Source organism: Streptomyces sp. WELS2 (genome assembly GCF_013870595.1).
In the GTDB taxonomy this organism is placed as follows: domain Bacteria; phylum Actinomycetota; class Actinomycetes; order Streptomycetales; family Streptomycetaceae; genus Streptomyces.
The window spans coordinates 1-2,629 of sequence record NZ_JACBWZ010000838.1; the positions used below are offsets into that span (position 1 = coordinate 1).

Here is a 2,629-nt window from a genome sequence, read left to right on the forward strand (position 1 = left end):
AGCGCCCGGGGGGTCCGTTCCAGCATGCGCGCGGTGATGTCGCCGAGGCGGCGCAGTCCGGGCGGGGCCGGGAAGGACGTCAGGTGGGCCAGCAGCCGGGCGATGACCAGGACCGCCTCGCGGGTGTCGGCGCGGTGGGCCAGCATCCGCCTCTCGTCCAGGCGCTCCAGGAGCATGGTGCCGGTGGCCGGGTCGTGGTCCAGGAGCCGTACGGCCCCGTCGCCGTCCCAGACGCGCAGCGCGACCGGCTCGCCCTCGCTCTCCTCGTCGAGCAGCTGGAGCTTGAGGACCGCGCGGACGCCGTCGGCGCGGACCACCGGCAGCACCAGCGCGCTGACGCCGTTCATCGAGGGCCCGTCGAGCCGGAGTCCCCACCGGTCCAGGAACCGTGCCGCGAGATCCGGCAGCGCGGCGATGAACGCCTTGCCCGCCGCCCCGTTGTACATCTCCTGTGTCTCGGCCAGTTCCGCGGGGATGTCGATCACGACCCGGACGATACCGGCGTGCGTCAATCGGTTCATGCGAATTAACCGGGGCGTGAGCGGGGTGTGGGCGTACCTCCGCGGTGCTCCCGGCACCCATGTGTGGCTGGTGGTCCTCTTCGCCACGACCGTCGCGCTGCACTCCATGCCGCCCGAGTTCGAGGAGAACTTCCTGCGGCACCGGTCGACGAACCTGCACGAGCTGTCGCGTGACCCGGTGCGGGTGCTGGTGGCGAGCGCGATGTGGATCGAGAGCGGGCACTGGCTGCCGTACGCCTTCCTGTACACGGTGTTCCACGCGCCGGCCGAGCGCTGGCTGGGCACGGCCCGCTGGCTGGCGGTGTGCGCGCTGTCCCATGTGCCGGCGTCGCTGGCCGGCGAGGCCCTGCTGCTGGCGGCGATCCGGGCGGGCCGGGCCCCGCTCGCCGCCGTCGACTCCCTGGACATCGGGGTGAGTTACGCGCTGGCCGGGGTGATCGCGGTGCTCGGCTACCGGATCGCGGTGCCCTGGCGGTACGGGTATCTGGCGGTGGTGCTCGCCGTGTTCACGCTGCCGCTGGCCGCCGGCCCGACCGTCACGGACGTCGGCCACCTCCTCGCGGCACTGTGCGGTCTGGCCTGTTATCCGCTGGTCGGAGGGCGGGGAAAAGCATGGAATCCGAAGGAGACACCGGCCCGGCTCAGGGGTTAACGTCCCGGCCATGAACAGCTCGGCAAGCAGTGCCGTCAACGGCGGCGTCTCGTTCTGGTACGCGGACGACGGGCTCCCGGCGGTGCGCGAGCCGCTGACCGGGGACGCGTCCGCGGACGTCGTCATCGTCGGCGGCGGGTACACCGGCCTGTGGACGGCGTACTACCTGAAGAAGGCGGCGCCCTTCCTGCGGATCACCGTGCTGGAGCAGAAGTTCTGCGGCTACGGCGCCTCCGGCCGCAACGGCGGCTGGCTGTACAACGGCATCGCGGGCCGCGACCGCTACGCCCGGCTGCACGGCCACGAGGCCGCCGTACGGCTGCAGAAGGCGATGAACGACACGGTCGCCGAGGTGGTCGCGGTGGCCCGCGCGGAGGGCATCGACGCCGACATCCACCACGGCGGTGTCCTGGAAGTCGCCACCACACCGGCGCAGTTGGCGCGGCTGAAGGCGTTCCACGCGCACGAGCTGGCCTACGGCGAGACGGACCGGGAGCTGTACGGCGCCCGGGAGACCGCCGAGCGGATCCGGGTGGCGGACGCGGTCGGCTCCACCTGGACCCCGCACGGTGCCCGGCTGCACCCGGTGAAGCTGGTGAAGGGGCTCGCGGCGGCCGTGGAGGCGCTCGGGGTGACCATCCACGAGTCGACACCGGTGACGGAGATCCGCCCCAAGCACGCGGTCACCCCCTACGGCACGGTCCGCGCGCCCTACGTCCTGCGCTGCACCGAGGGCTTCACCGCCGCCCTCAGGGGCCAGCGGCGGACATGGCTGCCGATGAACTCCTCGATGATCGCGACCGAGCCGCTGACCGAGGAGCGGTGGGCGGCGATCGGCTGGGCGGGCCGCGAGACCCTCGGCGACATGGCGCACGCCTACATGTACGCCCAGCGCACCGCCGACGGCCGGATCGCGCTCGGCGGGCGCGGGGTGCCGTACCGCTTCGGCTCGCGCACCGACAACGACGGCCGCACCCAGGAGGCCACCGTCGAGGCGCTGCGCGAGATCCTGACCCGCTTCTTCCCGTCCCTGGCCGGCGTGCGGATCGAGCACGCCTGGTCGGGGGTGCTCGGCGTGCCGCGCGACTGGTGCGCCACCGTCACGCTGGACCGCTCGACCGGGCTCGGCTGGGCGGGCGGCTACGTCGGCTCCGGCGTCGCCACCGCCAACCTGGCCGCCCGGACCCTGCGCGACCTGGTCCGGCAGGACTCCGGCCAGGGCGGGCGGACCGAGCTGACGGAGCTGCCCTGGGTGGGCCACCGGGTCCGCAAGTGGGAGCCGGAGCCCTTGCGCTGGCTGGGCGTGCAGGGCATGTACGCCACCTACCGCGCGGCCGACCGGCGCGAGCGCCGCTACCCGGACACCCGGTCCTCCCGGCTGGCCCGCCTGGCGGACCGGGTGGCGGGCCGCCACTGACCGGAGCCCCCGCGGTTCGGGCGGATTGTCAGTGGCGGG

General features: G+C 73.6%; 3 protein-coding genes. 2 read left to right on the forward strand and 1 reads right to left on the reverse strand.

Annotated elements, in window-relative coordinates:
• Positions 1–485: aminoglycoside phosphotransferase family protein (locus H5J33_RS30570; protein ID WP_309485527.1), on the reverse strand; the 485-nt coding region annotated here is incomplete at its 3' end.
• 34 nt (positions 486–519) lie between these two features.
• Between H5J33_RS30570 and H5J33_RS30575 the strand changes: the two genes are divergently transcribed.
• Both H5J33_RS30575 and H5J33_RS30580 read left to right on the forward strand, forming a co-directional pair.
• Positions 520–1,173, forward strand: coding sequence for a rhomboid-like protein (locus tag H5J33_RS30575; protein WP_181798018.1), 654 nt, complete (start codon positions 520–522; stop codon positions 1,171–1,173).
• A gap of 10 nt (positions 1,174–1,183) precedes the next feature.
• A complete protein-coding gene (locus H5J33_RS30580; RefSeq protein ID WP_181798019.1) occupies positions 1,184–2,590 on the forward strand; it encodes an FAD-binding oxidoreductase in 1,407 nt (468 codons plus the stop codon).
• Positions 2,591–2,629: the final 39 nt, after the last annotated feature.